Raw genomic sequence first — 26,077 nt, 5'->3', positions numbered from 1 at the left:
ATGCCGAAACCCCTCGTCAAATCAGGCGCAGCGATCGACGGCTACACGATCGGCGAATGCGTCCATGCCGGCGGAATGGCGACGCTGTGGACCGTCACCCGTCCCGGCCTCGACGTGCCGCTGCTGATGAAAATTCCGCGGGTGTCGGAGGGCGAGGACCCTGCCGCGATCGTCTCCTTCGAGATGGAGATGATGATCCTGCCGCGGCTGGCCGGGCCGCACGTGCCCTCATGTTTCGGCACCGGCGATTTCGCCCACCAGGCCTATGTCGTGATCGAGCGCATCTCCGGGACCACGCTTTACAAGCGGTTGCCCGACCTGCCGCTGCCGTATGACGAGGCGCGGCAGCTCGTCGCCAGGATCGCGACGGGGCTCGCGGATTTGCACCGGCAGAACGTGATCCATCACGACATCAAGCCGAGCAGCATCATGTTCCGCGAGAGCGGCGAGGCGGTGCTGATCGACTATGGCCTGTCGCATCACAACCATCTGCCGGACCTGTTGCAGGAGGAATTCCGCCTGCCTTACGGCACCGCGCCCTATATGGCGCCGGAACGGCTGTCAGGGGTGCGCGACGATCCGCGCAGCGATCTGTTCTCGCTGGGCGTGCTGCTCTATTTCTTCACGACCGGCGAGCGGCCGTTCGGCGAGGGCGAGACGCTGCGTGCGATGCGGCGCCGGCTATGGCGCGATCCGCACCCGCCGCGCTCGCTTCGCGCCGACTATCCGCCCTGGCTCCAGGAGGTGGCGCTGCGATGCCTCGAGATCGAGCCGGTGCGGCGCTATCCGACGGCGTCGCAACTCGCCTTCGATCTGACCCATCCGGACCAAATCAGGCTCACGATGCGCTCGGAGCGAATGAAGCGCGATCCGCTCAGCGTCGCATGGCGCCGCCGGTTCAACCAGGGTGTCATGGCGCCCCGCGCAAAATCGGATGTCGCAGCCCAAATCGCATCGAGCCCGATCGTTGCGGTCGCGCTCGATACGGCGGAAGGCGAGCCGGAGTTGAACGAGGCTCTGCGCATGACGACGGAACGCATTCTCGCCACGCTGCCGTCGGCGCGGCTCGCATGTCTCAACGTGCTGAAGCTCAACCGCATCGCGATTGACAGGACGCTGGATGAGCAGGGCTCCAACAAGCATATCGACCGGTTGGTGGCGCTCAGGCACTGGGCCACTCCGCTCAAGCTCGATGAGAGCCGGCTGTCGGCTCACGTGCTGGAAGCCGTCGATCCCGCGGCGGCCATCCTGGAGTTTTGCGAGGTCAACCACGTCGACCACGTCATCATCGGCGCGCGGCAGGGCTCGTTCAGGCGCACGCTGCTCGGCAGCGTCTCGGCCAAGGTGGCCTCGGAAGCGGCCTGCACCGTCACCGTGGTCCGGCCGCCGCGAATGGCTGCGGATGCGGGCGAGGAGGTCGGATAGGGCCGCGCTCTGGATCGTGGAGGTTCAGGCCGCGTGAGCGGTGTGGACGGAGCGCTTGCGGCGGATCGGCCAGGAGAATTGCGGCCCCGGCTCGCCGTGATCCGCGCTGCCGCCGAAGAACTGGATGATCTCGCGGCAGGGCTCGCAGTTGAACAGATTACGCGACGCAGATGCCTTGGTCATTTCCTTCAGGCAGTTCGGGCAATGCGGCTTCATGAGCTTGGTCCAGAAAAGAATTCATTGCCGGCGCGGTGACCGGAGCGGGTGATCCAGGCCGGTCTCGGGCCCGGTGTCGTCGCGCATCTCGCCTTCGGTGCGTTCGAGCCGACCGAAGAAGAAATCGAGGTCGGGATGTGGGCGCCGCGGGATGCGGCACCGACGCTTCGGCTGACGCTTCACCAGCGCGATCTGCATGGGGTCAGGCCCGATACCAGTCGCGGCGGGCGATGCGGGTCGAGCGTACCGAGACCTTCACCGGTCCGGCCGATGGACCAAACACAACAAACGCACAAAAACCAAGCCACAACGCCACGCCAGTCCAAACCAGGGTCGTCGTCATGATGTGCTCCCGCGAAAATAGGCAAGAATCACTAGCGGTGATTTGCGCGAATCAGGGAAGCCCGGAGGAGTACGGATCAAGGTTGCAAATTTAGGCATTGCGCGCCGCAGCACCCGTAGAAGCCGCACGTCTGCGGAGCTGTGCGGGCCCTCAGATCGCCTCGCCGCGTGCAGCCGCGGCGGCGTTGCGGATTGCGGCGATGTTGGTCTTGTAGGCGTCCTGCGTGCCGCCCCTGAACACGGACGTGCCCGCGACGAACGCGTTGGCGCCGGCCGCGGCCAGGGGACCTGCGACGTCGGCCCCGACGCCGCCATCGACCTCGATGTCGATCGGGCGGCCCGCTGTCATTGCGCGGATGTCGCGGATCTTGCCGATCGCGGAGGGGATGAAGGCCTGGCCGCCGAAGCCGGGATTGACCGACATCACCAGCACGAGGTCGACCAGGTCCAGGACGTATTCGAGCGCGCTGATCGGCGTGCCCGGATTGAGCGAAACGCCGGCCTTCTTGCCGAGTGCGCGGATCGCCTGAAGCGAGCGGTGCAGATGAGGACCGGCCTCGGCATGCACGGTGATGTGGTCGCAGCCGGCTTTCGCGAAGGCCTCGAGATAGGGGTCGCAGGGCGAGATCATCAGATGCGCGTCGAAGATCTTCTTGGTGTGCGGACGCATCGCCTTGATGACGTCGGGGCCATACGAGATGTTGGGAACGAAGTGCCCGTCCATGACGTCGAGATGGATCCAGTCGGCTCCGGCGGCCTCCACGGCGCGCACCTCCTCGCCGAGCCTGGAGAAATCCGAAGCCAGGATCGAGGGCGCGATTGCCAGGGGGCGGGGAGCGAAGGCTTGGGTCATGGCGGTTTCCCGTGGCGGCCGTGAAAGATGGACTCGCCTAACATGGGCCTCTCAGCCGGGCAATGCAGGGGCGGCGTGCTTCCTGTGGGCGGAAATTTCTGCCGCGCCCGGCATGAATTGCCGGTGTTCCCGGCCGTGCAAAGTGCGGTGAAAGCGGATTTCATTGAGCTTTTTGCGCTGGCACGGCGCTTGCTGACTTCACCTGAACAGAACATTGGCCGCGGCATGCCGCATCGGTTGGAGTTGTGCAATGTTGTTCGCTCTTGGGGCCGTATCGAGCGCGCTCGACGCGATCCAGTCGCTGACAAATTCGAAATCGTCCTCGTCGACGCAGAAGACGGGGTCCTCGCAAAAGCCTGCGACCAATCCGTTCGCGATCGACAGCGGCAGCAACAGCACGACCGGCGCGACCTCGTCGGTCAATGCGGGCAAAACCCCGCAGATCTCGCCGGAGACGATGAACGCGCTGTTCGCCGCGCAGAGCCAATCCTCGGACAGCACCGGCAGCGCCGCCAGCTCGACCTCGTCGAGTTCGACGTCCTCGTCCTCGACGCGCCGCGACGCCGCCCTGAAGGATCTGTTCTCGCAGATCGATGGGGACGGCGACGGCAAGATCACCAAATCGGAATTCGAGAATGCGCTCGGTGCCGGCGGCACCAACCTCGCGCAGGCCGACGACGTTTTCTCGAAGCTGGATTCGAACACGGACGGCAGCGTCAGCCTCGATGAGATGTCGAAGGCGCTGAAGAGCGGCCATCGCGGCCACCATCACGCGCAAGGTGCAGGCGATGCGTCCGGCAGCGGCTCGGATTCCTCCTCGCAGGCCAAGGGCGGCTCGACCTCGACCTCGACGACCGGCGCCGACGGATCGACCACCACCACCGTCACCTACGCCGACGGCTTCAAGATGTCGACGACGGTCCCGGGCGCCTCCAGCTCTCGTAATTCGGCGTACGATCTGTTCGCGCAGTTGATGCAGCGGCAGGGCGGGCAGGGACAAGGCGCCTCAGCGACTGCAGGTTCATCGATGTCGATGAGCGTGTAACCCTGCTCACGGCTAGCCCGCATATTCGTGAGTGATGTCACGGTAGACATACCGATCGCGGATCTCTTGATTGAAGAAGGTACCCTTTGAGCGCGCGGCCTTGAATGCGGCGGCGACCTCGGGCGGGACGTCCTCGTAGACATAGAGGCGTCCGCTGACGAAAGTCACTTTCAGTTCGCGCGTCGCGGGCGCATAGCGGACAAACCGGATCACGGAAGACGGCATGGCGGTGCGCCTCGTTCCCTCGGGGTAACGCCGTTTCCGCCATTTCGTTTCTAGCCGAACCGATCCTTCCACGCCCGCAGTGCGCCGGCAAACGGCAGGGCCGTCGCATTATAGACGCCGCGCGCGATCGCGCGTGCGACCACGTTGGCGGCGACGGTTCCGAGCTCGGTGAGGCCAACCAGCGGCTCGATCGGCTTCTCGCCCGTTGCGGCGGCGAACAGCACGTCGCCATCGGTTGGAGCATGCACCGGATAAATCGCACGGGCGAACCCGGTATGCGCGATCATCGCGAGACGTTTGGCCTGGGATTTGGTGAGCGTGGCATCAGTGACGACGAGGCCGATCGTGGTGTTCTCACGTGCGCTCGCCGCAGCGCCGCCCTTGATGCGCATCGCCAGCATGTCCGGCGTGAACGCGGACGGCAGGCCGCGCCCGCCGAACTCGCCGTTCTCCTCGAACGGCGCAGCCCAGAACCAAGGCCCCTCGCCAACGGTTGTGCTGCCGACCGCGTTGACGACCATGATCGCGGCGACCTTGATACCATTGGCCAGGACCGCGGAGGCTGACCCCAGTCCGCCCTTGAAGGTTGCGGTGGTGGCTCCAAGGCCGGCGCCGACGCTGCCCAGTGCGAAATCGTCGCTGGCAGCCAACGCTGCGGCGTAGCCGAGATCGCGATAGGGCGCGAAGCGTCCCCAGGCCTTGTCGCCACCGTTGAGCAGGTCGAAAACGATCGCGCCCGGCACGATCGGAATCACCGCTTCGCGAATCCGAAGGCCGCGGCCTTGTTCGGCGAGCCAGGCCTGGATGCCGCCGCCGGCGTCGATTCCAAAGGCGGAGCCGCCGGACAGCGCAATCGCGTCAACGCGATCGACGGTGCTGGCGAGGTCGAGCAACGCGTCTTCGCGCGTGCCGGGTCCGCCGCCGCGAACATCGATGGCCGCAACCGCGGGGGCGTCGAAGATGATTGCGGTCGTGCCAGTGGCGATTTCCGCATCCTCGGCATGGCCGACGCGGACGCCGGCGATATCGGTGAGAAGGTTTTTCAAGGCGGCTCCGCAGGCTGAAAGGCGTCCGCTTCAGCGATATCGCAGGGATGCCGCAGGCTCAACCCGCCAGGGCGGTCCTCAGCATCTTGGCGAGCTCGGACTTGCGGTAGGGCTTTGCCAGCAGCAGCACGCCGGAATCGAGCCGCCCGTGGTGAACGATGGCGTTCTCGGTGTAGCCCGAGGTGAACAGCGTCTTCAGGTCGGGGCGGCGGCGAGCCGCCTCATCGGCAAGCTGGCGGCCATTCATGCTGCCGGGCATGATGACGTCCGTGAACAGCAGGTCGATGTTCTTGTCGGCGTCGATGATGACGAGGGCCTCGGCCGCGTTGGCGGCTTCGAGGGCGGTATAGCCGAGGCTCTTGATCTGAGTCACGACATATTGCCGTACCAGCGCGTCGTCCTCGACGATCAGGATCTTTTCGCGGCCGCCGGTGACGGGTGCGTTCTGGAGCGCCTCGAATTCGGTCTCCTGCACGCCGCTCGAGCGCGGCAGGTAGATCTTCACGCTCGTGCCGTGGCCTTCCTCGCTGTAGATCTTGATGTGTCCGCCGGACTGCTTGACGAAGCCGAACACCATGCTGAGCCCGAGGCCGGTGCCCTTGCCGACCTCCTTCGTGGTGAAGAAGGGATCGAACACCCGGTCCATCAACTCCGGCGGGATTCCGGAGCCGGTATCGCTGACGGCGATCATGACGTAATTGCCGGCCACCACGTCGGGATTCATGCTGGCATAGCCGTCGTCGAGGAAGATGTTGCGGGTCTCCAGCACCAGCGTGCCGCCGTCGGGCATGGCATCGCGCGCGTTCAGCGCGAGATTGAGGATCGCGGTGGAAAGCTGACCCGGGTCGATCAGTGCCGGCCACGCATCTTCGGTGAGCTGCGGCATGATGGTGATCTGCTCGCCAAGCGTGGGATGCAGGAGCTTTGCGGCCTCGAGCGTCAATGCGTTGACGTCGATTTCGCGCGGCTGGAGCGGCTGCTTGCGGGCGAAGGCGAGCAGATGCTTGGTCAGTTGCGCGCCGCGCTCGGCGGCGTCGTCGATCAGCTTGGTGATGGCGGCGAGTTCGGGACGGTCAGCGACGGCGTCCGCCAAAATGCCGATGGTGCCGGTGATGACGGTCAGCACATTGTTGAAGTCGTGCGCGACACCGCCGGTCAGTTGACCGATGGAATCCATCTTCTGGACGTGCCTGAACTGCGCCTCGGCTGCCTGCTTCTCGGTGAGGTCGCGGCCGATGAAGAAATGGCGCTTGACCGGCTCGGACCAGGTGCCCATCCAGTTCAGCGTGACCTCGTGACCGTCGTAATGGTAGTAGCGTGCCTCGAAGCTGCGCTTGACCGCGCCACGCCGCGCCGCGCGCATCTCGTCGCGCGTCTTCTGGAGGTCATCGGGATGAATGAACTCGGTGGCGCTGTGCCCGATCATGTCTTCCGGATTCAAGCCGAGAATGGTCTTCACGCTCGGGCTGACCTGGATGAAATTGCCAAAACCGTCGGTGACCAGGATCAGGTCCTGTGAGGTCTCGAAGATCCGCTCCCGCTCCTCGACCTCGCGGCGCAGTTTTTCTCGTGCCTGCTTCTCTTCCGTGATGTCGTGGGCGATCTTGGAGGCGCCGATGATCTCTCCGCTGGCTGTTTTGAGCGGAGAAACATTGAGGACGACATCGACGCGCCGGCCGTCCTTGCGGATCCGGACCGTCTCGTGCTGGGCGATCGTTTCGTTGCCGCCGACCCGGTTCAGGATACCCCTGACCTCGGCCTTGCGGTCCTCCGGGACGATGATGTCGATGGGCTGCCCGATGGCCTCCGCGGCGGCATAGCCGAACAGATGTTCGGCGGCCTTGTTCCAGCCCGTGATGACGCCGTCGAGCGTCTTCGTGATGATGGCATCATTGGCGGATTCGACGACGGCGCCGTACAGGGCAAGGCGCTTGCCGTAGTAGTCGCGATCCAATGCCGACTGCTGGCGCAGCCTGCCGACGAGGCCCAGCGTGTGCGCCTGGAGGCGGACATTTTCGATCAGGAGCACCGCAAGCACGAAGGTCGCCGCGCAAAGGCCGTAGACACGACCGGCGTAGAAGCCGAGATCGAAGCGCGCGACGTTGACGATCGCCGACAGCGCGATGTCGAACAGCCATGCGCACATCACCACCATGAGCCATACATCGATGACCGAATGCGGACGGCGGAACCACAGCGAGACCAGCGCGGCGAAGCTCAAGGACCACACAAAGGACACCACGCCGATCATGATCTGCGTGTAACGGCCATCGCGCAGCAGGACCGGAAGCAGGTCGTGCTGGGCAGTGACGGCCCAGGTCAAGACGATCATGACCGCGACGACGCCGACCACGCTGGCGTAGATCGCCTTGCTTGCCGAGCCCGCGATCCTGGCGCCGCCCTCGGCCTCCTTCAGCCAGGCATAGGCCAGCACACAGAGTGGGAAGCCGCCGTGCCAGATCATGTAGAGCCAGACCGTGGTCTGCTGGTTGGCCCCCAGCAACCCGGTCGGCGAAAAGAGTCCGGGGAAGGTGAGGGCGTGGACCACGGCCGCGGCGGCGGTGAACAGATAGCCGGCCGCGAGCACGAGCAGCGCGCGGGTCCTGAGCACCGCAAACTGCGACAACAGCAGGACCGCCGTCACGATGTCCGCGACGACGAGAGCGGATTGATAGCTCGCGACGAAGGCTGGCACAGGCAGCAGCGGGATACCTGCGAAGGGCACGGCCATTGCGAACAGGATCGAGGAGACGCCCACGATCGTCAATGCTGCGGTGCGGTCTTTCGGGGTGGCCGGCAGCGTCGAAAGGAATGTGTTCCGATCGGTCGGCGCGGACACGTGCAGCTCTCGCAGATCGGTCTTGAGCATTTTTGCCAATCTCATTTGGCTTAATCAGTTTCCGTCCATGGTAGCGGGTTCTGGGCACGCATCATGACAAAACCCACCGCGACTCAACCGAAGGTTACAGCTTACTTAATTTTGGGGGGAACGCGCACAGGGGATCGGGTAAGATGCGCTTTACTGGACGGTGCTATAATGCTCTCCCGTTGCTACGGGTTCCAGGTTTGAATCAGCATTTTGATTTCACGATCCGGGAGTTGTTCCTATGCCCCGCGTTCTCATCATCGACGACCAGAAGGACGTCCGGGCGATGGTCGCGATCGTGCTGCGCGTCAACCGTTACGACGTCGTTGAGGCCGATAGCGGCGCAGCCGGGGCAAAAGCCTTCACCGAGGCCCGCTTCGATGCGGCAATCGTGGACATTTTCCTCGGCGATACCAGCGGCGTCGAGGTCATCGCGACCCTGCGCGAGCTTGCACCGACCCTCCCGGTCGTTGCCGTGTCGGGGATGACGGCGCTGGATTTCATGGAACAATCGCCTCACCTTGCCAACGTGGTCTGCCTGCAAAAGCCGTTTCGGCCGAACGATCTTCTTCAAGCGCTAAGGAAGGCCCAAGTCGCGGCGGACGGCGCGCTGCCCGCAGCCGTCTGATCCTGACGCAGGAAGAAACGCCCCGGGGCAAGCCGGGGCGCGATGATGATTTGATGAGGCCTTCAGGCCCCGGCAACCGTGCTTAGGTGCCGTTGCCGCTGATCGCGGCGTAGCCGCCCTTGGCGTCCCATTTGTAGACGACGTAGTCGAGCTGCTTGATGTCGCCCTTGGCGTCATACTCGATCGGCCCGATCACGGTGTCCCACTTGCCGGCCTTGATGGCCGCCATGACCTTCTTGGCATCGGTGGTGCCGGCCTTCTTGGCCGCCTGCGACCAGACCTGCATCGCCGCATAGGTGTAGAGCGTGTAGCCCTCGGGATCGATGTTCTTGGCCTTGAAGGCCTCGACGATCTTCTTCGCGGTCGGCTTGTTGCGCGGATCGGGGCCGAAGGTGAACAGCGTGCCTTCGCCGGCCGGGCCGGTGATGGAGGCGTATTCCTTGTCGGCGAGCGCGTCGCCGGCCATCAGCACGGTCTTGAGGCCCTGGTCGCGCATCTGGCGCAAGATCAGGCCGCTCTCCTGATGGTAGCCCCCGACATAGACGAGATCGATGTTGTCGCGCTTCAGTCGCGAGACGATCGCGTTGAAGTCCTTGTCGCCCTTATTGTAGGACTCGTACATCTTCTCGGTGACGCCCGCCTTGTTGAGCGCTTTCTTGGTCTCGTCCGCAAGACCCTTGCCGTAGGTGGTCTTGTCATTGAGGATGGCGATATTCTTGCCCTTGTAGTTCTTGGCGATGTACTGGGCGGCGACGAGGCCCTGCTGGTCGTCGCGGCCGCAGACACGCGCCACGTTCCACAGTCCGCTATCGGTGAACTTCGGATTGGTGGAGGCGGGAGTAATCTGGAGCACGTTGCCGTCGGCATAGGCTTCCGACGCCGGGATCGACGACGACGAGCAATAATGCCCGGCCACGAACGGGATTTTCGCGCCGGCGATCTTCTCGGCGATCGAGCGCGCCTGCTTCGGATCGCAGGCGTCGTCCTCGACGGACAGCGCGAGCTTCTTGCCATTGAGACCGCCGGCGGCGTTGATGTCGGCTACGGCCATCTCGGCGCCGTTCTTCATCTGGCGGCCGAAAGCGGACTCGCCGCCGGTCATCGGACCTGCGACTGCGACGGTGACATCCTGCGCGAATGCTGCGCTCGACAGCGCGATCGATGCGCCGAATGCCAGACCGATGAGCTTCAGTGATTTCATGAGATACCTCGAGGGTGGTCGCCTGTGGAAGTTACCGGGCATACCCGGTTCAAACCGGCGCCATTCTTGAATGAATTCGAGGAGAAGTCACCGGCAAAATACGGGCATGGGCAGAGATATCTCGCCACATTCGGCAGCACGGGTTCGCCTTGGGCGGCCTCAACCGTGCCGGCCGCCTTCCAGGTAGGCGGCGCGAATCTCGGGGCGCTGCAACAACTCGGCGCCGGTCCCGGCCAGCGTGATCAGGCCATTGACCATGACATAGCCGCGATGGGCGAGCTTGAGCGCATGGTTGGCGTTCTGCTCGACGATCAGCACGGTCAGGCCATCCTGCCGGTTCAGGGTGCGGATCGCATCGAAAATCTGGCGCGCGATCAGCGGCGCCAGACCGAGCGAGGGCTCGTCGAGCAGGAGCAGGCGAGGACGGCTCATCAAGGCGCGGCCGATGGCCAGCATCTGCTGCTCGCCGCCGGACAGGGTTCCGCCACGCTGGCCGTAGCGTTCCTTCAGCCGCGGAAACAGCGTGAACACGCGTTGTAGCGTCGTCTCGCGTTCCGCGTCGGTGCATTCGGTGGCGTCCGCCCCCATCTGGAGATTTTCCGCCACGCTCATGCGCGGGAAGATGCGGCGGCCTTCCGGCGATTGCGCGATGCGCAAATGCGCGATCTCGTGGGTGGGCACTTCGGTGATGTCACGGCCTTCGTACAGGATCTGGCCGGCGCGGGCGCGCGGCTTGCCGAAGATCGTCATCATCAGCGTCGATTTGCCGGCACCATTGGCGCCGATCAGCGCCACGATCTCGCCGGCATTGATATCGAGGTCGACGCCTTTCAGCGCCTCGATCTTGCCGTAGGAGGCGCGAAGGCCGTGGACCGCGAGCAGGGCAGTGGGCGATGTCACGACCCGCTCTCCATCACGGCCACCGCCTCTTCCTCATCGGTGCCGAGATAAGCGGCGATCACCTTTGGATCGTCGCGAACCTCGCGCGGGGAGCCTTCAGAGATCTTCACACCGTGGTCCATCACCACGATGTGGTCGGAGATCTCCATCACCACAGACATGTCGTGCTCGATCAGCAGGATCGAGGTGCCGAGCTCGTTGCGGATCGACAGCAGCAGTTCGCTCAGGGCGGCACTCTCGCGCGCATTGAGGCCGGCGGCGGGTTCGTCCAGGCACAAGAGCGCGGGTTCGGTGCACATCGCGCGTGCGATCTCGAGCCGTCGCTGGTCGCCATAGGCAAAATTACCGGCGGCATCGTCGGCGCGATCGAGCAAATTGACCCGCTTGAGCCAGTCGGTGGCGAGATCGATCGCGCGTTTCTCGGCGCCGCGGTAGACGGGCGCGCCAATGAGCCCGAGCAAGGTGAAGCCGGAGGCGCGCATCAGCGCGTTGTGCTGCGCCACCATCAGGTTTTCCAGCGCGGTCATGCCGGGAAACAGGCGGATATTCTGGAAGGTGCGGGCGACCTTGGCCTGCTTGGCGATGCGGAAATCGTTCAGCCGTTCCAGCGCGATCACCTTGCCGTCGTCATGGCTGAGGCGGATGGCGCCGCCGCTCGGCTTGTAGAACCCGGTGATGCAGTTGAAGACCGTCGTCTTACCGGCACCGTTGGGTCCGATCAGCGCGGTGATCTTGTTCCGCTCTGCAGCAAACGACAGGTCCTGGACTGCGACGATACCGCCGAAGCGCATGGTGAGCCGGTCGACCTCGAGAATCTGGTCGCGGCTCATCCGTGCCCCTCCTTGACGAGGTCGGATGAGATCGCGTGGGCCTTGGTCAGGTACACGGTCGGCGCGCGATGGCCGATCAGGCCGCGCGGCCGCCAGATCATGATCAGCACCATGGCCATGCCGAACACCAGCATGCGGTAGCTCTCGAGGCTGCGGAACAGCTCGAAGCCCCCGATCATGGCGAGCGCGGAGAGCGCCACGCCAAGCTGCGAGCCCATGCCGCCGAGCACGACGATGGCGAGCACCAGCGCCGATTCCTGGAAGGTGAAGGATTCCGGGCTGATGAAGCCCTGGCGGGTTGCGAAGAACGCGCCGGCAAAGCCGCCGAACATCGCACCGGTCGCGAATGCCGTGAGCTTGGTGGTCGTGGTGTTGATGCCGAGCGCACGGCAGGCGACCTCGTCCTCGCGCAGGGCTTCCCAGGCGCGGCCGATCGGCAGGCGGCGCAGCCGGATCGTCACCCAGTTGGTGAGCAGCGCGAGCGCCAGGATCAGGTAGAACAGGAAGACGATGCGGTGGGTCGGCGAATATTCGATGCCGAGCCTGGCGGCGAGCCCGTTGTCGCTGTTGTCGAGGGGGATACCGAAGAAGGAGGGGCGGGGAATGCTGGAGACGCCGTTGGGCCCGCCTGTCAGATCCTGCCAATTGATGATGACGAGGCGGATGATCTCGCCGAAGGCGAGCGTCACGATGGCGAGATAGTCGCCGCGCAGGCGCAGCACGGGGAAGCCGAGCAGCACGCCCCAGAATGCGGCGAGGACGCCCGCTAGCGGCAGGCAGATCCAGAATGACCAGCCGAAATTGGTCGCGAGCAGCGCGTAAGAATAGGCGCCGACCGCATAGAAGGCGACGTAGCCGAGATCGAGCAGGCCGGCCAGCCCGACCACGACGTTCAGCCCCCAGCCAAGCATCACATAGGTGAGCACGAGGATGGCGAGATCGAGGATGTAGCGCTGGTCATAGAAGATCACGGGCACCAGCAGCGTGAAGATCAGGAGCGCCGGTGCGAGATAGCGGCCGAGGAACGACATTCCGCTCTGCACCGCCGGCGGCACCAGCTTCTCGGCGCCGCTCGGTCCGATCCATTGCTTGAGCAGCTCGAGCACGATCGAGCCGCCGAACACGGCGGCGACGAGGGAGGCGACCTCGCCGAAGCGCGTCCAATAGGTGAGCTGGCCGTCGGAACCGGCTTCGGTGCGGACGCCGACCATCAGCGAGAACAGCACCAGCGCGATCAGCGCGTTGACGCAGGCGGTCTTCAGGAGAGCGGGGATGCCCGATGCAGTTTTGGCCGTATTGATCGAGGGAGTTTTCACGCGCGACCGTCAGACTTTTTCGACTTCGGGGCGGCCGAGCAGGCCGGTCGGCATGAAGATCAGCACGACGATCAGGATCGAGAACGCGGCGACGTCCTTGTATTCGACCGAGAAATAGGCCGACCAGAACGTCTCGATCAGCCCGATCGCCAGCCCCCCGAGCATGGCGCCGGGCAGCGAGCCGATGCCGCCGAGCACGGCCGCGGTGAACGCCTTGATGCCGGCGACGAAGCCCATGAAGAAATCGACCAGGCCGTAATAGAGCAGGTACATCAGGCCGGCCACTGCGGCGAGCGCAGCGCCGATCACGAAGGTCATGGAGATGGTGCGGTCGACGTTGACGCCGAGCAGCGCCGCCATGGTCTGGTCCTGCTCGCAGGCGCGCATGTCGCGCCCGAGCCGGGTGCGCGACACCAGCCAGGTGAAGATCGCCAGCAGCACGATGGTGGTGATGACCACCACGATCTGGATGTTGGAGAGCTGGATGATGAAGCCATCGGCGCTCTCGTGCAGCGTGTAGCCGCCGGTGATCACTGGCGGCACTGGCTTCACCCGCGCGCCTTGCGCCACCTGCGAATAGTTGGTCAGCACGAACGACATGCCGATCGCCGACAGCATCGGCGCGAGGCGGAAGGAGTGGCGCAGCGGACGGTAGGCGATGCGCTCGATGGTCCAGCCATACAGGGCGGTGACCGCCATCGAGACCAGGATCACGATCAAGAGGATCACCGGGACCGCAGTCAGGCCGGTCGAGACCAGGAGCAGGAAGGTGATCAGCGCGATGAAGCCGCCGATCATGAAGACATCGCCATGGGCGAAGTTGATCATGCCGACGATGCCGTAGACCATCGTGTAGCCGATCGCGATCAGCCCGTAGATCGAGCCGAGCACGAGGCCGTTGATGAGCTGCTGGGCGAAATAATCCATAGGCTGCCGTACCCAAATCTGACGCGGCTCAAAGGGAGCTCTTCGAGAGAGAGTGCTGGTTTCTTCTCGGGCCCCGGCAGCCCTTAAGCATTCTCGTTTTGTAACAGGAGGGAACTGGCGGCTGCAACCGGCCCCGCCTCCGCATCAAGGCTTTTACAGAGATCATTTGGCGCTCTGGTTCCCCCCGCAATGGGCGGAACCGGTTCCCCCGGTGCCCCAATTGGAAGCCTGTGGGTGCCGGTTAAGGTAAACAAAGGGTTTAAATTGCCGCCACAGTCTGATGCGAGTTAGCTCCCGGCAAAGCCTTCCATCGAAGGCGCGGACCAAACGAAGCGGGAAGCGGCATGTTCGGAAACTGGCGGATCGGTTCGGTCAACGGCGCACTTCTGGCGGCCTATTTCATCCCGGCCTGGACCCTCGTCGCCTTCAACATCATGGTGGCGCCGGTGCACGGCCTCTATGAGCGGCCGAGCGTCGCAGTGGCGCTTTTCCTCAGCGACCATCTCCAGATGGCGGGGATGGACACGGTGCGCGCCGCCTGGCTGCTGGCACTGGGGCGACTGACGGTGGTGGCGTTCTTTGCGATCTACCTTGCGCTGCTCTGCATTCCCCGCATCCGCAAGAACGGGGGTAGCGACGAAGCGCTCGGCATTGCGCTTGCGATCGGCAGCCTGATCTCGTTTGCGAGCATGATCATGGCTTCGAAGGTCGGCGAGATGGCCGCGCTGCGGCTGCACGCCACCGAGCTCCTGCTCTTGCTCGGTGCCGCCATCGTGGTGGTGATCGAACGGCCCGAGGCGGCGCCCAAGATCGTTCAGAAGACCGTAGAGGCCACTCCGCCGCTAGGTCTTGAGCAGGCCGAGCTCCTGCACAATCGCTGAGGCTTCCTTGACGGCGTGGTTCGCCGCCGGCACGCCGCAATAGATCGCCTGCTGCAGCAGGATTTCCTTGATGTCGTCGGGCGTGAAGCCGCCCTCGGCGAGGGCCGCGCGCACATGCAGGCGGAATTCGTCCCATTGGCCAAGCGCAACCATGGTGCCGATAACCAGCACCCGCCGCGTGCGCTCGTCGAAATGCGGCCGCGTCCAGGTCTCGCCCCAGGCGTAGCGGGTGATCATGTCCTGGAAATCGGTGTTGAATGCATTGCGACCCGCGATCGACTTGTCGACCCAGGCATTGCCCAGCACTTTTCGGCGCACTTTCATGCCGGCATCGCGGCGTTTCTGGTCGTCCATTCTCTATCCTCCTCTCCGTCATTGCGAGGTAGCGAAGCAATCCAGTCTGTCACCGCGGAGGGATTTCTGGATTGCTTCGCTGCGCTCGCAATGACGGTTGTGACTAACGTTGCGTCAAAAAGCCCACCACCGCGTCGGTGAACGCGTGCGGCTGCTCGACATTGGAAATGTGGGCGGCGTCGATGATGGTCATGCTCGCGCCGGGAATGCTTGAGCGGATCAATTCACCCGCCGAAATCGGCGTCGCCATGTCGTGGCGGCCGGCGATCACCAGTGTCGGGCTCTTGATCTTCGGCAGCAGCGCGCGCTGGTCGAGCGTCGACAGCGCCTCGCAGCAGGCGAGATAGCCTTCGACCGGCGAGGCCAGCAGCATCGCCTTCATCCTGGCGGTGATGTCGGGCGCGCGCTCGCGGAAATCCTGGGTGAGCCAGCCGGCGATAACGGCATCGGCGACGGAAGCGATGCCGCCCTTCTTCACGGCGTCGATGCGCTCGAGCCATTTGGTTGGCTCGGCATAGTAGCAGGAGGTGTTGGCGAGGATGAGCTTGCCGAAGCGCTCCGGCGCGTTCGCGCCCAGCCATTGCCCGACCATGCCGCCCATCGACAGGCCGCACCAGTGCACTTTCTCGATATTGAGGTCGTCGAGGATGGCCAGCACGTCGCGGCCGAAGCGCTCCATCGTATAGGGGCCAGGCGGAACGTTGGACTTGCCGTGGCCGCGGCGGTCGTAGCGGATGACGCGGAATATCTGCGTCAGTGCCTTCATCTGCGGCTCCCACATCTGCAGCGTGCAGCCGAGCGAGTTTGACAGCATCAGCGTCGGCCCGCCGTCGCGGCCCTCGACGGAGACGTTGATCAGGCAACCGTCGGCATCGATCATGGGCATGCGGGCGTCTCCGTTTATTTGCGCTCAGGACTGTTTTATTCGCGTTCGAGGCTGTCGAGCAGACGGTCGATCAGGGCTTGGGAAGCGCCTTGATAGGCCATCGGCTCGAACAACGCCGCAATTTTTTCCGGCGAAAGATGCGCAGTGACCTGCGAATCGGCTGCGAGCACCTCGCGCAGATGCTTCTTCTCGGCGACCGCGCGCTTGCTCGCGGCTTCGACGAGATGATGCGCATCGCTCTTGCCGATCGTCTCGGCCAGCGCAAAGGTGACCGCTTCCGCCATGATCAGGCCGTGGGTCGCATCGAGATTGCTGCGCATGCGCGCCGCATCGACATCGAGTCCTTCCGCGATGTCGACTATGGCTGCGAGGGCACCGGAGGTGACCAGCATCAATTGCGGCAGCGTCGGCCATTCCGCGTGCCACGGGCCAGCGCTGCGCTCATGGTCCTGCACCTGGGCCGCGAAAATCGTCGCGGCGAGCTGCGGCGCCATGGTTGCGCAGCCGAGCGCACTTGCGGCCGCGACCGGGTTGCGCTTGTGCGGCATGGTCGAGGAGCCGCCGCGGCCTTCCCCTGCCGGCTCGAACGCCTCGGCAACGTCGGTCTGCATCAGCAGCGAGACGTCGCGCGCGATCTTGCCGCAGCTTCCGGCGAGAATCGCAAAGCTCGACGCGGCTTCCGCGATGCGGTCGCGATGGGTGTGCCAGGGCGCTTCGGGCAGCGGCAGGTTCAGCTCCTGCGCCAGCCGTTCGGAAACGACGAGCCCCTTGTCGCCAAGGGCTGCAAGCGTGCCGGCCGCGCCGCCGAATTGCAGTGCGAGGCCCTCGCGGGAGAGCCGCCTGAGGCGGCAGCGGGCGCGGGCGAGGCTTGCGGCATATTCGGCGGCCTTCAGGCCGAACGGCATCGGCAGGGCGTGCTGGAGCCAGGTTCGCGCCACCATTGCCGTGTTGCGGTGGGCCCGCGCCAGTGCGGCAAAGCCCTTGATGGCGCGGCTGAGATCGGCGTCCAATGCATCGATGCCGGCGCGAAGCGTGAGCATGGTCGCGGTGTCGATGACGTCCTGGCTGGTCGCGCCCCAATGCACGTAGCGGGCGGCCTCTGCGTCGGCCCTGCCGACATTGGCGGTCAGAATCTTGACCAGGGGGATCGCGAGATTGCCGGATCGCGTCGCGGCCTCGGCCAGCGCAGCCATGTCAAAGGCATCGGCCTTGCACGCGGTTTCGATTGGGCCCACCGCGGACGCGGGAATCACATCCGTGGCCGCCTCGGCTCGGGCCAGGGCTGCCTCGAAATCGAGCATGTTCTGGAGGGTCGACCGGTCGTCGCAGACCGCGCGCATGGCCACGCTCGACAGCATCGGCGCGAGCAGGGGGGAGAGGGATGTGCTCATATTGTGCGGGACCTAACCACCATGACCCGCCTGTGCCAATCCCAAACCGGCGGCGCAAGCTTTTTGCAGTTGCGAATATGCATTGCAAGTGACGAGGCCACCCTTTCTTTTGCCGCCTCCGTGCGGTACTTGAGCTGCCTTATAGTTGCGCGATCCAAGTTCGGTATCCCGGGAGGCACCCAATGGCCATGACGATGAACGGCGAAGTCCAGCTTGCGGCGCCGCGCGAGGCCGTGTGGGCCAAGCTCAACGATGCCGAGGTGCTAAAGGCCTGCATCCCCGGCTGCGAGGAGCTGGAGAAGACCGAGGATGGCGGCTTTCGTGCGACGGCGAAGATGAAGGTCGGTCCGGTGTCGGCGCGCTTCAAGGGCAAGGTCACGCTGTCCGATCTCGATCCGCCGAACGGCTACAAGATCTCCGGCGAAGGCGAGGGCGGGGTGGCTGGGTTCGCCAAGGGTGGCGCCGTGGTTAAGCTTGCGGAGAAGGACGGCGGCACGCTTTTGTCCTACGAGGTCGAGGCCCAGATCGGCGGCAAGTTGGCGCAGCTCGGCCAGCGCCTGATCAACGGCGCCGCCAAGAAACTGGCCGACGAATTTTTCGCGAACTTCGCCAAGGCGGTACAGGGCTGAGGGCCGATACCTCAAGCATTGCGCCTTCCGGCATATCGCGTTTTGTCATGGCGCCTTGCATTCCCGGTGATGTTGCCCCGGGGCATAATGGCCCATATGATGGGTCGGAATAATTATAAGAACCGCTTCGACGGGACCCGTCGGGGCGCTGATAGAGAGTGCTTATGGCAAAAATCTCCCTCATCGTGAACGGCAATCCTGTCACGGCCAACGTCGATCCCCGCACCCTGCTGGTGCAGTTCCTGCGCGAGAATCTGCGGCTCACCGGCACCCATGTCGGCTGCGACACCTCGCAGTGCGGCGCCTGCGTCGTGCATCTGGACGGCAAGGCCGTGAAGTCCTGCACCACGCTCGCCGTGATGGCCGATGGCCACGAGGTCAAGACGATCGAGGGGTTGGCCGCCGACGGCGCGCCGCTGCATCCGATGCAGGAGGCCTTCCGCGAACACCATGGACTGCAGTGCGGCTTCTGCACGCCCGGCATGATCATGACCGCGATCGACATCGTCCATCGCAAGGGCAACGAGCTCGACGACCACACCATCCGCGAGGAGCTGGAAGGCAATCTCTGCCGCTGCACCGGCTACCAGAACATCGTCACCTCGATCTCCGCCGGCGCCAAGGCGATGGCGAAATCCGATCTCGCGTAAACCGCGCGCGCACTCTGCGATCAGGACATTCAGATGTACGACTTCAAATACCATCGCCCCGGGACAGTTCGGCAGGCCGCCAACCTCCTGGTGAAGAACGAAGACGCCAAGGTGATCGCCGGCGGCCACACGCTGATTCCCGTCATGAAGCAGCGCCTCGCCAGCCCGCCGCATCTGGTCGACCTCTCCCATATCGATGGGCTCAACACGATCGAGATGAAGGGCCGCGCGCTCGTGATCGGTGCCACCGCCAGGCATGCCGAGGTCGCAACCTCGGCTATCGTCGGCGAGGCGATCCCGGCGCTCGCGAACCTTGCCGGCCAGATCGGCGATCCCGCCGTGCGCCACAAGGGCACGATCGGCGGCTCGCTCGCCAACAACGATCCGACTGCCGACTATCCGGCTGCCGTGTTGGCGCTGGGCGCCACCATCGTCACCAACAAGCGCCGCCTCAAGGCAGAGGAGTATTTCCAAGGCCTGTTCACGACGGCGCTCGAAGCCGACGAGATCATCACCAAGGTGATGTTCCCGCTGCCGAAGAAGGCGGCCTATATCAAGTTCCGCAACCAGGCCTCGCGTTACGCGCTGGTCGGCGTGTTCGTGGCGCGGCGTCCCTCCGACGTGCGCGTCGCGGTCACCGGCGCCGGCTCCGAAGGCGTGTTCCGTGTCACCGCGTTCGAGGAAGCCCTGAAAAAGCGCTTCGCCGCGAAAGCGCTTGACGGCATCGAGGTGCCGGCGGACGGCCTCAACAGCGACATCCATGGCAGCGCCGAATACCGCGCGCACCTCATCGGCGTGCTGACGCGGCGTGCCCTCGACGCCGCCAACGCCAAGGAGTGAGTGATCCTCACGCCTCGGCCCAAACTTGTCCCGGTGAGGGCGTAGCGAGACTGGCTTTTTCATGACCTCAGTGGCCAACACGTCCGGTGCCTTGCCGGCATCGGTCGATTCGATGCTCGAACTCCTGACGTCGCGCGGCTATCTCGCCGAGCGATCGCTGGCCACGGTGACCTATCTGTCGCTGCGCATGGGTCGGCCGCTGTTTCTGGAAGGCGAGGCCGGCGTCGGCAAGACCGAGATCGCAAAAGTGCTGTCGGCGGCACTGGGGCGGAAGCTGATCCGCCTGCAGTGTTACGAAGGCCTCGACGTCTCCTCGGCGGTCTACGAGTGGAATAGCGCCGCGCAGATGATCGCGATCCGGATGGCCGAGGCCGCCGGCGACACCGATCGCGATCAATTGTCGTCCGACATCTTCGCCGATCGCTACATGATCAAGCGACCGCTGCTCCAGGCGCTGGAGCCCGACGTCGCCGGGCCGCCGGTCCTTCTGATCGACGAGCTCGACCGCGCCGACGAGGCGTTCGAGGCGTATCTGCTCGAAATCCTCAGCGACTTCCAGGTGACGATTCCCGAATTCGGCACCGTGAAGGCGCCGAGCCCGCCGATTGTCATCATCACCTCCAACCGCACCCGCGAGATCCACGACGCGCTGAAGCGGCGCTGTCTCTATCACTGGGTCGACTATCCCGACGCCGATCGCGAGCTCGCGATCGTCAAGTCGCGCGTGCCGGGCATCTCCGCAAAATTGTCGCAGCAGGTCGTGCGCTTCGTCCAGGCACTGCGCAATCAGGATTTCTACAAATCGCCGGGCGTCGCCGAGACCATCGACTGGGCCACCGCACTGTCGGAGCTCGACGCCCGCTCGCTGACCCCGCAAGTGGTCGGCGACACGCTGGGCGCGCTGCTCAAATACCAGGACGACATCACGCGGATGCAGGGCGACACCTTGCAGAAGGTGCTGAAGGAAGCGACGAGCGACTAACTTGTCATTCCGGGTGCGACGAAGTCGCGAGCCCGGAATCCATTGTGCGGCGGGGATTATGGATAAATGGATTCCGGGTTCACGCTTCGCGTGCCCCGGAATGACGGCAGAGACAGCAGACTATGGCCATCAATCACCTGGCGCCTGAGCAGACCGAGCAGTTCGCCGACAACATCGTGGGCTTCGCCCGCGCGCTGCGTTCGGCCGGCATGCCGGTCGGGCCGGGTGCGGTCATCGATGCCATGAGCGCGCTTGAGGTGATCGACATCGGCAACCGCGCCGACGTCTTCACCACGCTTGAGGCGATCTTCGTCAAGCGCCACGAGCATGCGCTGATTTTCAAGCAGGCCTTCAACCTATTCTTCCGCGCCTCGGAAGAGTGGAAGCACATGCTGGATTCGGTGCCGTTGCCGGAGCAGGCCAAGAAGAAGCCGCAGGCAGGCTCGCGCCGTGTGCAGGAAGCGATGTCGCAGCCGCGCATGACGGAGACGCCACAGCACCAGGAGCAGGATTTGCGCCTGTCGGTTTCGGACAAGGAAATCCTTCAGAAAAAGGATTTTGCGCAGATGAGCGCGGCCGAGATCACCGAAGCGCTCCGCGCCGTCGAGCGAATGCGGTTGCCGCAGGCCGAGCTTCTGACGCGTCGGCACCGGCCCGATCCCCGCGGCCTGCGCCTCGATCTCCGCCGCACGCTGCGTGCCTCGTTGCGCACTGGCGGCGACATCATCGACATCCATCGCCTCGGGCGGATCGAGAAACCGGCGCCGATCGTGGCGCTGCTCGACATCTCGGGCTCGATGAGCGAGTACACCCGCCTGTTCCTGCATTTCCTGCATGCCATAGGGGACGCGCGAAAACGTGTCTCGGTGTTCCTGTTCGGCACTCGCCTCACCAACGTGACCCGGGCGCTGCGCCAGCGCGACCCTGACGAGGCGCTGGCGAGCTGCTCGGCCTCCGTCGAGGACTGGGCCGGCGGCACCCGGATCTCGGCGTCCCTGCACAATTTCAACAAATTGTGGGCGCGGCGCGTGCTGAGCCAGGGCGCCATCGTGCTGCTGATCTCCGACGGGCTCGAGCGGGAGGCCGATTCCAAGCTGGCCTTCGAGATGGACCGGCTGCACCGCTCCTGCCGGCGGCTGATCTGGCTCAACCCGCTGCTGCGGTTCGGCGGCTTCGAGGCCAAGGCGCAGGGCATCAAAATGATGCTCCCGCACGTTGACGAATTCCGTCCGGTACATAATTTGAGCTCGATCCAGGAGCTGATCATCACACTCTCCGGGCCGCTGCCGCCGCATCACCGCAGCCTGATCCGCTCCGCAGCCTGAGAGGTAGCCATGCTCGATCGCGACGAGGATATTCTGAAGGCGGCGGAGGACTGGCAGAAGGCCGGTCGTGGCGTCGCGCTCGCCACCGTGGTGGAGACCTGGGGCTCGGCACCGCGTCCGGCGGGCTCGAGCCTCGTCATCAATGACGAGGGCACGTTCCTGGGGTCCGTCTCCGGCGGCTGCGTCGAGGGCGCCGTGGTCACCGAGGCCATGGATGTGATCCAGAGCGGCAAGCCCAGGATGCTGGAGTTTGGCGTTGCCGACGAGACTGCCTGGAATGTCGGGCTGTCCTGCGGCGGCACCATCCGCGTCTTCGTCGAGAAAGTCGGCTAGCCGTGAAGCTCGCAATCCTGCACGAACTCAATGCCGAGCGCGCCGCCCGCCGCCCGGTGATCCTGGTGACCGACACCGAAAGCGGCGAGCAGCGCCTGGTGAAGGCCGAGGACTTCAGTAAGGATCCCCTGCGCGCCGAACTCGACAAGCAGCTTCGCATGGGCAAAAGCGCCAGCGTCGAAGCCGGCGGCAAGAAGCTCTTCCTCAACGTCTATGCCCCGACCGCGAAGCTCGTCATCGTCGGCGCCGTCCATATCAGCCAGGCCCTGGCACCGCTGGCGCGCTCGCTCGGCTACGACGTCACCGTGGTCGATCCGCGCACGGCCTTTGCGAGCCCCGAGCGCTTCCCCGACGTTCCACTGGTCGCGGAATGGCCCGACACGGCGCTGCCGCCGCTCAATGTGGATGCCTACACGGCATTCGTCGCGGTGACGCACGATCCCAAGATCGACGACCCCGCGTTGCTGCACGCCTTCGAGCGCAACTGCTTCTATATCGGCGCACTCGGCTCGCGAAAGACGCACGCCAAGCGCGGCGACCGGCTGCGGGCGCAGGGCGCCAAGGAGAGCGACATCGCGCGCATCCACGCGCCGATCGGGCTTGCGATCGGCGCGGTCTCGCCGTCCGAGATCGCGGTGTCGATCATGGCCGAGATCACGGCGGTGCTTCGGCTGCCGCCCAAGGAAAAAGAAGAAGCCGCATGAAGTTCGGCCCAGCGAGCCCCAGGGATGCGATCGGCGGGGTGACCGTCCACACCCTGCGCCAGGGACCGCTGGTGCTGAAGAAGGGCACGACGATCGGGCCCACCGAGGTCGAGGCGCTGGAGCGCGCCGGCATCCAGGAAATCGTGGTGGTGCGGATGGAGGAGGGCGATGTCTCCGAGGACATCGCGGCTGCCAGCATCGCGCTCGCCGTCGGTGGTGATGGCATTCATGTCGAGCGGGCCTTCACCGGTCGCGCCAATCTGTTCGCCGCGCGCCCGGGCGTGCTGGTGATCGATCGCGCCGCGGTGGATCGCATCAACAATATCGACGAGGCCATTACCTTTGCCACGCTCTCGGCCTTCAAGCCGGTGGTCGAGGGCGAGATGGTCGGCACCGTCAAGATCATCCCGTTCGGCGTCGAAGGAAACTTGCGTGATGCCGCGGTAAAGGCCGCGGGTCGCGACGTTCTGAAGATCGCGCCTTACGTCATCAAGCGTGTCGGCGTGGTCTCGACGCTGCTGCCCGGCCTGTCCTCCAAGGTGATCGACAAGACGTTGCGCGTCACCGCCGAGCGGCTGGCGCCGGCCGGCGCCGGCATCATCGCCGAGCGGCGGGTCCCGCATGAGGAGCAGGCGCTTTCGGCTGCGATCAAGGAATTACTGGGACTTGGCGCCGAGCTCGTGATCGTGTTCGGGGCATCTGCGATCGCCGACCGCCGCGACGTGATCCCTGCGGCCGTGACCGAAATCGGCGGCGAGATCGAGCATTTCGGCATGCCGGTCGATCCCGGCAATCTGCTGCTGATTGCCCGGGCCGGCACCGTGCCGGTGCTGGGCGCGCCCGGCTGCGCGCGCTCGCCGGTCGAGAACGGGTTCGATTGGGTACTGATGCGGCTGCTGGCCGGCATCAAGGTGACGCGGTCCGAGCTGATGGGCATGGGCGTCGGTGGCCTCCTCATGGAGATCGTCACGCGCCCGCAGCCGCGCGCAAAACCGGAGATCGAGGGCAACAACCACGTCGCGGTCATCGTGCTCGCAGCGGGCCGTTCGACCCGGATGGGTGGGCCGAACAAGCTACTGGCCGAGCTCGACGGCAAGAAGCTGGTGCGGATTGCGACCGAGCAGGCGCTGGCCTCGAAAGCATCGGAGGTCATCGTCGTCACCGGCCATCAGACCGAGCTGATCGAGCAAGCCTTGCAAGGTCTGAAGGTGCGTATCGTCAAGAATCCGGATTTCGCCGGCGGCATCGCAAGCTCGGTCAAGGCGGGCATCGCGGCCGTTCCCGAAGCTTGCCACGGCGCTGTGGTCTGCCTCGGCGACATGCCGCTGATCGATGCCGGTCTGATCGACCGTCTCATCGACGCGTTCGCACCCGATCGCGGCAATCTCATCGTCGTGCCCGTCAGCGAGGGCCGCCGCGGCAATCCCGTGCTGTGGTCGCGCCGCTTCTTCAAGGAGTTGATGACGCTCGACGGCGATGTCGGCGCGCGTCACCTGATCGCGAAGCACACCGAGGCGGTCGCCGAAGTGCCGGTCGACGGCGAGAGCGCCTTTCTCGACATCGACACGCCGCAGGCATTGGAAGCGGCACGGCGGGGCTGACGCTGCCGTAGAAGTGGGCAAAGGCGCACAGCGCCGATGTCCGCGGCTCGCCTACTTCTTCGTATTCGATAGCTTCTCGACCCCGGCCTTCAGCTCGACACCGCTCTTCGTCAACAGGGTCTTGTCGCCGGTGTTGAACGTAAACGTGTCGGCGCCCGCGCTGATGCCGTTCCACGCGACGGCTTCTGCGATGGACAGATACCACAATCCCTGGAATCCCGATGAATTGTTCAATTGTCCGGTCCACACGGTGGTCGATCCGCAGCCAAGGAAGTTCACCGAGAAACTGATCGCGGTGCCAGTGCTACCGTAGGCCAGCCAACCCGTCACGCCTTGCGGCTTGCCTTCGTCGCAGCTGTTCGCAGCATTGTTGGTATAGGTCCCCGTGATGGCACCTGTCGTCGTGTTGACGTTGGTGATGGCCAGGGTCGAGCCATACTGGTTGGTCCAGGTCCAGTTCACCGACTGCGCATATGCGGGCAAGGGTCCGACGAGACAGGCCGACGCGAGCATTCCGAACAGCATTGCATTGATGTGGCGCATGGTCGCTTCCTCCGGCTCTCTGAGCTTCACGACCTTAAATAACGCGATTGAAAAACACAACTATAAAGTGCATATTCATGCCGCTATTCCGGCGCGGCTTTTCAACCACGCGTTCACCAAGTGGAAACGACCGACGCTTAGAGTCGCCTTCGCCTGCCTTGGGGGGAGGGGTTTTTCATGGCTTCGAACGTCGTCGCGCGCCGTTGCGCGATGTTTTTCTTTGCGCTGTCCGTCTGCGTCGCGGGCGCTCGCCATATCACGGATGCGCACGCCGCCGGAGCATTTGCGGTCGGCAAGTGCGGCGCCTATGGCCAGGCCTTTGATTATGGCGCCGAGCACGATGCGCGTGCGGCGGCGCAGAAGCAGTGCAAGGGCGATTGCACGACCGTGACGATGAAGCGCGCCTGCGCCGCGATGTCGGTCGATCTTTCCAATCCCTGCGGCGCCTATGGCTATGCCGTCAAGCCGAAGATCTCGGCCACGCTCAATGCCGCCACGCGCGAATGCTACAAATACGGCGGCAAGGAATGCGTGATCCGCGCCTGGGCCTGCGACGCGAAGGGTTGATTCCTGTTGCCGTCATTCCGATGTTGCGTAGCGTCGAATCCGGAATGACAGTCGAGGAGTTGCATGCAGTTCGATACCAAGATCGCCGTCGTGATCCGCACCGATCTTCAGGCCTGGCAGAAGCTCAACGTCGCGGCCTTCCTTACCAGCGGCATTGCCGCGGCCTTTCCGGAATGCATCGGCGAGCCCTATGAGGACGCGTCGGGTACGAAATATCACGCGCTGATCGGTCAGCCGATCCTGATCTATGGCGCCGACGGTCCCGCATTGACGCGTGCGCTCGATCGGGCGCTGACGCGCAGCGTCAAGCCGGCGGTCTATACCGAGGACATGTTTAAGACCACGCACGATGCTGCCAACCGCGAAGCGGTGAGGGCGGTGGCGCGGACCGATCTCAACCTCGTCGGTCTCGCCGTGCGCGCCGAGCGCAAGGTGATCGACAAGATCGTCGATGGGCTGAGGTTTCATAGTTGAGGCGGGTGCTTGTTGTTTCACCTCTCCCGCTTGCGAGGGCTTTGCTTAATTGGCCGAGCGGGAGTGAGGCTCGATATGGGGTATTTTTTTGTGCGGC

30 protein-coding genes are annotated in these 26,077 nt (G+C 64.6%); 14 read left to right on the top strand and 16 right to left on the bottom strand.

The features are described 5' to 3' along the window. Positions 1 to 1,425, top strand: a complete 1,425-nt coding sequence (locus AC0L3A_RS30745) for a bifunctional serine/threonine-protein kinase/universal stress protein (RefSeq protein ID WP_007602379.1) — start codon at positions 1 to 3, stop codon at positions 1,423 to 1,425. Positions 1,426 to 1,449: 24 nt separating this feature from the next. Here the strand turns inward: AC0L3A_RS30745 and AC0L3A_RS30740 are convergent, their stop codons facing one another. The 4 genes from AC0L3A_RS30740 to rpe form a co-directional block, all read right to left on the bottom strand. Continuing rightward, on the bottom strand, positions 1,450 to 1,641 hold the full coding sequence (locus AC0L3A_RS30740; protein WP_007602380.1) for a hypothetical protein: 192 nt from the start codon (positions 1,639 to 1,641) through the stop codon (positions 1,450 to 1,452). Between the two features lie 21 nt (positions 1,642 to 1,662). After that, entirely contained in the window at positions 1,663 to 1,839 is a 177-nt protein-coding gene (locus tag AC0L3A_RS30735) for a hypothetical protein (protein ID WP_219684962.1), read from the bottom strand. A gap of 4 nt (positions 1,840 to 1,843) precedes the next feature. Then, positions 1,844 to 1,984, bottom strand: coding sequence for a hypothetical protein (locus AC0L3A_RS30730; RefSeq protein WP_354128091.1), 141 nt, complete (start codon positions 1,982 to 1,984; stop codon positions 1,844 to 1,846). Between the two features lie 150 nt (positions 1,985 to 2,134). Next, positions 2,135 to 2,836, bottom strand: coding sequence for a ribulose-phosphate 3-epimerase (gene rpe, locus AC0L3A_RS30725; protein WP_473255759.1), 702 nt, complete (start codon positions 2,834 to 2,836; stop codon positions 2,135 to 2,137). Between the two features lie 250 nt (positions 2,837 to 3,086). Here rpe and AC0L3A_RS30720 point away from each other — a divergent pair, with 250 nt between their 5' ends. Further along, complete coding sequence (locus AC0L3A_RS30720) at positions 3,087 to 3,881, top strand: EF-hand domain-containing protein (protein ID WP_473255758.1); 795 nt, start codon at positions 3,087 to 3,089, stop codon at positions 3,879 to 3,881. Between the two features lie 12 nt (positions 3,882 to 3,893). Here the strand turns inward: AC0L3A_RS30720 and AC0L3A_RS30715 are convergent, their stop codons facing one another. The 3 genes from AC0L3A_RS30715 to AC0L3A_RS30705 are packed head-to-tail and all read right to left on the bottom strand — an operon-like array spanning position 3,894 to position 8,021. After that, positions 3,894 to 4,106: a KTSC domain-containing protein gene (locus AC0L3A_RS30715; protein WP_007602387.1), complete on the bottom strand. Its 213-nt coding sequence runs from the start codon at positions 4,104 to 4,106 to the stop codon at positions 3,894 to 3,896. Between the two features lie 50 nt (positions 4,107 to 4,156). Continuing rightward, positions 4,157 to 5,152 carry a P1 family peptidase gene (locus AC0L3A_RS30710; RefSeq protein ID WP_473255757.1) on the bottom strand — a complete coding sequence of 332 codons (996 nt, stop codon included), beginning with the start codon at positions 5,150 to 5,152 and terminating at the stop codon, positions 4,157 to 4,159. Positions 5,153 to 5,210: 58 nt separating this feature from the next. Beyond that, positions 5,211 to 8,021 (bottom strand): PAS domain S-box protein, encoded by a 2,811-nt coding sequence (locus AC0L3A_RS30705; protein ID WP_473255756.1) that lies wholly within the window; start codon positions 8,019 to 8,021, stop codon positions 5,211 to 5,213. Positions 8,022 to 8,259: 238 nt separating this feature from the next. Here AC0L3A_RS30705 and AC0L3A_RS30700 point away from each other — a divergent pair, with 238 nt between their 5' ends. After that, the gene (locus AC0L3A_RS30700) at positions 8,260 to 8,646 is read left to right on the top strand and encodes a response regulator (protein ID WP_473255755.1); all 387 of its coding nucleotides are present in this window, start codon (positions 8,260 to 8,262) and stop codon (positions 8,644 to 8,646) included. An 82-nt stretch (positions 8,647 to 8,728) separates the two neighbouring features. Here AC0L3A_RS30700 and AC0L3A_RS30695 read toward each other — a convergent pair whose 3' ends face one another. The 5 genes from AC0L3A_RS30695 to AC0L3A_RS30675 form a co-directional block, all read right to left on the bottom strand. Further along, complete coding sequence (locus AC0L3A_RS30695; RefSeq protein WP_007602405.1) at positions 8,729 to 9,847, bottom strand: branched-chain amino acid ABC transporter substrate-binding protein; 1,119 nt, start codon at positions 9,845 to 9,847, stop codon at positions 8,729 to 8,731. Positions 9,848 to 10,006: 159 nt separating this feature from the next. After that, a complete protein-coding gene (locus tag AC0L3A_RS30690) occupies positions 10,007 to 10,747 on the bottom strand; it encodes an ABC transporter ATP-binding protein (protein WP_007602407.1) in 741 nt (246 codons plus the stop codon). Beyond that, a complete protein-coding gene (locus tag AC0L3A_RS30685) occupies positions 10,744 to 11,577 on the bottom strand; it encodes an ABC transporter ATP-binding protein (RefSeq protein ID WP_007602409.1) in 834 nt (277 codons plus the stop codon). The genes AC0L3A_RS30690 and AC0L3A_RS30685 overlap by 4 nt, the downstream gene beginning before the upstream one ends. Continuing rightward, positions 11,574 to 12,893, bottom strand: a complete 1,320-nt coding sequence (gene livM, locus AC0L3A_RS30680) for a high-affinity branched-chain amino acid ABC transporter permease LivM (RefSeq protein WP_354202571.1) — start codon at positions 12,891 to 12,893, stop codon at positions 11,574 to 11,576. Before livM ends, AC0L3A_RS30685 begins: the two co-directional genes overlap by 4 nt. A gap of 9 nt (positions 12,894 to 12,902) precedes the next feature. Beyond that, positions 12,903 to 13,820 carry an ABC transporter permease subunit gene (locus AC0L3A_RS30675; protein ID WP_354159066.1) on the bottom strand — a complete coding sequence of 306 codons (918 nt, stop codon included), beginning with the start codon at positions 13,818 to 13,820 and terminating at the stop codon, positions 12,903 to 12,905. A 344-nt stretch (positions 13,821 to 14,164) separates the two neighbouring features. On the opposite strand from AC0L3A_RS30675, the gene AC0L3A_RS30670 reads away from it, so the two are divergent. Further along, positions 14,165 to 14,701, top strand: a complete 537-nt coding sequence (locus tag AC0L3A_RS30670) for a hypothetical protein (protein WP_007602413.1) — start codon at positions 14,165 to 14,167, stop codon at positions 14,699 to 14,701. Here AC0L3A_RS30670 and AC0L3A_RS30665 read toward each other — a convergent pair. The 3 genes from AC0L3A_RS30665 to AC0L3A_RS30655 all read right to left on the bottom strand — a co-directional run bounded on the left by AC0L3A_RS30665 (position 14,663) and on the right by AC0L3A_RS30655 (position 17,332). Continuing rightward, positions 14,663 to 15,055 (bottom strand): carboxymuconolactone decarboxylase family protein, encoded by a 393-nt coding sequence (locus AC0L3A_RS30665; protein WP_354159062.1) that lies wholly within the window; start codon positions 15,053 to 15,055, stop codon positions 14,663 to 14,665. The genes AC0L3A_RS30670 and AC0L3A_RS30665 overlap by 39 nt on opposite strands. A gap of 103 nt (positions 15,056 to 15,158) precedes the next feature. Then, the gene (pcaD, locus tag AC0L3A_RS30660) at positions 15,159 to 15,941 is read right to left on the bottom strand and encodes a 3-oxoadipate enol-lactonase (RefSeq protein WP_007602415.1); all 783 of its coding nucleotides are present in this window, start codon (positions 15,939 to 15,941) and stop codon (positions 15,159 to 15,161) included. Positions 15,942 to 15,976: 35 nt separating this feature from the next. Further along, positions 15,977 to 17,332, bottom strand: a complete 1,356-nt coding sequence (locus AC0L3A_RS30655) for a 3-carboxy-cis,cis-muconate cycloisomerase (RefSeq protein WP_473255752.1) — start codon at positions 17,330 to 17,332, stop codon at positions 15,977 to 15,979. A 182-nt stretch (positions 17,333 to 17,514) separates the two neighbouring features. Between AC0L3A_RS30655 and AC0L3A_RS30650 the strand changes: the two genes are divergently transcribed. The 8 genes from AC0L3A_RS30650 (at position 17,515) to AC0L3A_RS30615 (ending at position 24,396) form a co-directional block, all read left to right on the top strand. Further along, positions 17,515 to 17,961 carry an SRPBCC family protein gene (locus AC0L3A_RS30650; protein ID WP_007602417.1) on the top strand — a complete coding sequence of 149 codons (447 nt, stop codon included), beginning with the start codon at positions 17,515 to 17,517 and terminating at the stop codon, positions 17,959 to 17,961. Between the two features lie 164 nt (positions 17,962 to 18,125). Next, complete coding sequence (locus AC0L3A_RS30645) at positions 18,126 to 18,611, top strand: (2Fe-2S)-binding protein (RefSeq protein WP_007602418.1); 486 nt, start codon at positions 18,126 to 18,128, stop codon at positions 18,609 to 18,611. Positions 18,612 to 18,644: 33 nt separating this feature from the next. After that, positions 18,645 to 19,451 (top strand): FAD binding domain-containing protein, encoded by an 807-nt coding sequence (locus AC0L3A_RS30640; RefSeq protein ID WP_007602419.1) that lies wholly within the window; start codon positions 18,645 to 18,647, stop codon positions 19,449 to 19,451. 61 nt (positions 19,452 to 19,512) lie between these two features. After that, positions 19,513 to 20,433 carry an AAA family ATPase gene (locus tag AC0L3A_RS30635; RefSeq protein WP_219684944.1) on the top strand — a complete coding sequence of 307 codons (921 nt, stop codon included), beginning with the start codon at positions 19,513 to 19,515 and terminating at the stop codon, positions 20,431 to 20,433. 122 nt (positions 20,434 to 20,555) lie between these two features. Next, positions 20,556 to 21,758: a vWA domain-containing protein gene (locus AC0L3A_RS30630; protein WP_007602421.1), complete on the top strand. Its 1,203-nt coding sequence runs from the start codon at positions 20,556 to 20,558 to the stop codon at positions 21,756 to 21,758. 9 nt (positions 21,759 to 21,767) lie between these two features. Beyond that, complete coding sequence (locus tag AC0L3A_RS30625) at positions 21,768 to 22,091, top strand: XdhC family protein (RefSeq protein ID WP_007602422.1); 324 nt, start codon at positions 21,768 to 21,770, stop codon at positions 22,089 to 22,091. 2 nt (positions 22,092 to 22,093) lie between these two features. Next, positions 22,094 to 22,795, top strand: coding sequence for an XdhC family protein (locus tag AC0L3A_RS30620; protein WP_219684945.1), 702 nt, complete (start codon positions 22,094 to 22,096; stop codon positions 22,793 to 22,795). Then, positions 22,792 to 24,396, top strand: a complete 1,605-nt coding sequence (locus tag AC0L3A_RS30615) for an NTP transferase domain-containing protein (RefSeq protein ID WP_219684946.1) — start codon at positions 22,792 to 22,794, stop codon at positions 24,394 to 24,396. Before AC0L3A_RS30620 ends, AC0L3A_RS30615 begins: the two co-directional genes overlap by 4 nt. A 51-nt stretch (positions 24,397 to 24,447) precedes the next feature. Here the strand turns inward: AC0L3A_RS30615 and AC0L3A_RS30610 are convergent, their stop codons facing one another. After that, entirely contained in the window at positions 24,448 to 24,939 is a 492-nt protein-coding gene (locus AC0L3A_RS30610) for an avidin/streptavidin family protein (protein ID WP_007602433.1), read from the bottom strand. 177 nt (positions 24,940 to 25,116) lie between these two features. On the opposite strand from AC0L3A_RS30610, the gene AC0L3A_RS30605 reads away from it, so the two are divergent. Both AC0L3A_RS30605 and AC0L3A_RS30600 read left to right on the top strand, forming a co-directional pair. Beyond that, positions 25,117 to 25,506, top strand: a complete 390-nt coding sequence (locus AC0L3A_RS30605) for a DUF4189 domain-containing protein (protein WP_007602435.1) — start codon at positions 25,117 to 25,119, stop codon at positions 25,504 to 25,506. A gap of 63 nt (positions 25,507 to 25,569) precedes the next feature. Then, positions 25,570 to 25,980 carry a DUF2000 family protein gene (locus tag AC0L3A_RS30600; protein WP_007602437.1) on the top strand — a complete coding sequence of 137 codons (411 nt, stop codon included), beginning with the start codon at positions 25,570 to 25,572 and terminating at the stop codon, positions 25,978 to 25,980. The last annotated feature ends 97 nt before the right edge of the window (positions 25,981 to 26,077 follow it).

The sequence above is a fragment of the Bradyrhizobium sp. MI1.3 genome (genome assembly GCF_055811695.1).
The sequence above is the reverse complement of the archived record's forward strand: the minus strand, read 5'-3'. Positions and strand labels throughout refer to the sequence as shown.

Bases quoted from the DNA above. Each gene is read 5' to 3' on its own strand.
- AC0L3A_RS30605 (WP_007602435.1), top strand. From the start codon at position 25,117: ATGGCTTCGAACGTCGTCGCGCGCCGTTGCGCGATGTTTTTCTTTGCG.
- AC0L3A_RS30640 (WP_007602419.1), top strand. From the start codon at position 18,645: ATGTACGACTTCAAATACCATCGCCCCGGGACAGTTCGGCAGGCCGCC.
- AC0L3A_RS30735 (WP_219684962.1), bottom strand. From the start codon at position 1,839: ATGCAGATCGCGCTGGTGAAGCGTCAGCCGAAGCGTCGGTGCCGCATC.
- AC0L3A_RS30600 (WP_007602437.1), top strand. From the start codon at position 25,570: ATGCAGTTCGATACCAAGATCGCCGTCGTGATCCGCACCGATCTTCAG.
- AC0L3A_RS30630 (WP_007602421.1), top strand. From the start codon at position 20,556: ATGGCCATCAATCACCTGGCGCCTGAGCAGACCGAGCAGTTCGCCGAC.
- AC0L3A_RS30720 (WP_473255758.1), top strand. From the start codon at position 3,087: ATGTTGTTCGCTCTTGGGGCCGTATCGAGCGCGCTCGACGCGATCCAG.
- AC0L3A_RS30675 (WP_354159066.1), bottom strand. From the start codon at position 13,820: ATGGATTATTTCGCCCAGCAGCTCATCAACGGCCTCGTGCTCGGCTCG.
- AC0L3A_RS30645 (WP_007602418.1), top strand. From the start codon at position 18,126: ATGGCAAAAATCTCCCTCATCGTGAACGGCAATCCTGTCACGGCCAAC.
- AC0L3A_RS30610 (WP_007602433.1), bottom strand. From the start codon at position 24,939: ATGCGCCACATCAATGCAATGCTGTTCGGAATGCTCGCGTCGGCCTGT.
- AC0L3A_RS30745 (WP_007602379.1), top strand. From the start codon at position 1: ATGCCGAAACCCCTCGTCAAATCAGGCGCAGCGATCGACGGCTACACG.
- AC0L3A_RS30705 (WP_473255756.1), bottom strand. From the start codon at position 8,021: ATGCTCAAGACCGATCTGCGAGAGCTGCACGTGTCCGCGCCGACCGAT.
- AC0L3A_RS30715 (WP_007602387.1), bottom strand. From the start codon at position 4,106: ATGCCGTCTTCCGTGATCCGGTTTGTCCGCTATGCGCCCGCGACGCGC.
- AC0L3A_RS30665 (WP_354159062.1), bottom strand. From the start codon at position 15,055: ATGGACGACCAGAAACGCCGCGATGCCGGCATGAAAGTGCGCCGAAAA.
- AC0L3A_RS30635 (WP_219684944.1), top strand. From the start codon at position 19,513: ATGACCTCAGTGGCCAACACGTCCGGTGCCTTGCCGGCATCGGTCGAT.
- AC0L3A_RS30625 (WP_007602422.1), top strand. From the start codon at position 21,768: ATGCTCGATCGCGACGAGGATATTCTGAAGGCGGCGGAGGACTGGCAG.
- AC0L3A_RS30655 (WP_473255752.1), bottom strand. From the start codon at position 17,332: ATGAGCACATCCCTCTCCCCCCTGCTCGCGCCGATGCTGTCGAGCGTG.
- AC0L3A_RS30615 (WP_219684946.1), top strand. From the start codon at position 22,792: ATGAAGTTCGGCCCAGCGAGCCCCAGGGATGCGATCGGCGGGGTGACC.
- AC0L3A_RS30695 (WP_007602405.1), bottom strand. From the start codon at position 9,847: ATGAAATCACTGAAGCTCATCGGTCTGGCATTCGGCGCATCGATCGCG.
- AC0L3A_RS30685 (WP_007602409.1), bottom strand. From the start codon at position 11,577: ATGAGCCGCGACCAGATTCTCGAGGTCGACCGGCTCACCATGCGCTTC.
- AC0L3A_RS30700 (WP_473255755.1), top strand. From the start codon at position 8,260: ATGCCCCGCGTTCTCATCATCGACGACCAGAAGGACGTCCGGGCGATG.
- AC0L3A_RS30650 (WP_007602417.1), top strand. From the start codon at position 17,515: ATGGCCATGACGATGAACGGCGAAGTCCAGCTTGCGGCGCCGCGCGAG.
- pcaD (WP_007602415.1), bottom strand. From the start codon at position 15,941: ATGCCCATGATCGATGCCGACGGTTGCCTGATCAACGTCTCCGTCGAG.
- AC0L3A_RS30670 (WP_007602413.1), top strand. From the start codon at position 14,165: ATGTTCGGAAACTGGCGGATCGGTTCGGTCAACGGCGCACTTCTGGCG.
- rpe (WP_473255759.1), bottom strand. From the start codon at position 2,836: ATGACCCAAGCCTTCGCTCCCCGCCCCCTGGCAATCGCGCCCTCGATC.
- AC0L3A_RS30740 (WP_007602380.1), bottom strand. From the start codon at position 1,641: ATGAAGCCGCATTGCCCGAACTGCCTGAAGGAAATGACCAAGGCATCT.
- AC0L3A_RS30730 (WP_354128091.1), bottom strand. From the start codon at position 1,984: ATGACGACGACCCTGGTTTGGACTGGCGTGGCGTTGTGGCTTGGTTTT.